Source organism: Campylobacter concisus (genome assembly GCF_002913545.1).
GTDB lineage: Bacteria > Campylobacterota > Campylobacteria > Campylobacterales > Campylobacteraceae > Campylobacter_A > Campylobacter_A concisus_AV.
In genome coordinates this window covers 1-670 of record NZ_PPBR01000098.1, presented here as the reverse complement: position 1 = coordinate 670, position 670 = coordinate 1, and the positions used below count along the sequence as shown (strand labels likewise).

At 43.4% G+C, this 670-nt stretch carries 1 protein-coding gene and 1 pseudogene; both read left to right on the top strand.

The features are described 5' to 3' along the window. Positions 1 to 482: undecaprenyl phosphate N,N'-diacetylbacillosamine 1-phosphate transferase (gene pglC, locus CYP05_RS06415; protein ID WP_103642345.1), on the top strand; the 482-nt coding region annotated here is incomplete at its 5' end. After that, positions 469 to 670 (top strand): annotated as a pseudogene (gene pglD, locus CYP05_RS06410) (UDP-N-acetylbacillosamine N-acetyltransferase); the annotation flags it as partial. The gene pglC and the pseudogene pglD, both read left to right, overlap by 14 nt.

Sequence of the window (670 nt, the reverse complement as noted above, 5' to 3'; positions counted from 1 at the left end):
TTATTACGCAGGCAAGGCCAGGGCTTAATGAGAAAATTTTTAAAATTTATAAATTTAAGACGATGAGCGATGAGCGTGACGCAAATGGCGAGCTCTTGCCAGATGATCAGCGTCTTGGTAAATTTGGCAAACTTATCCGCTCTCTTAGCCTCGATGAGCTGCCACAGCTCTTTAACGTGCTAAAAGGCGACATGAGCTTCATTGGACCAAGGCCGCTTTTGGTCGAGTATCTACCCATCTATAACGAAACGCAAAAGCACCGCCATGACGTGCGCCCTGGTATCACGGGTCTAGCGCAGATAAATGGCAGAAACGCTATAAGCTGGGAGAAAAAATTTGAATACGACGTCTATTACGCTAAAAATTTAAGCTTTATGCTTGATGTAAAGATCGCTTTGCAGACCATCGAAAAGGTGCTAAAACGAAGTGGTGTCAGCAAAGAGGGGCAGGCGACGACGGAGAAATTTAATGGCAAAAACTAAGAAAATTTACATTTACGGAGCGAGTGGGCATGGGCTTGTGATCGCTGACATCGCTAGAAATAACGGCTATGATGAGATAGCTTTTTTAGACGATGCTAGTGAGTGTAAATTTAGCGCAGAGCATGAAAAAGCTGACATCATAATAGCCATAGGAGACAATAAAACAAGGCAAAAGATCAGCCAAAAGG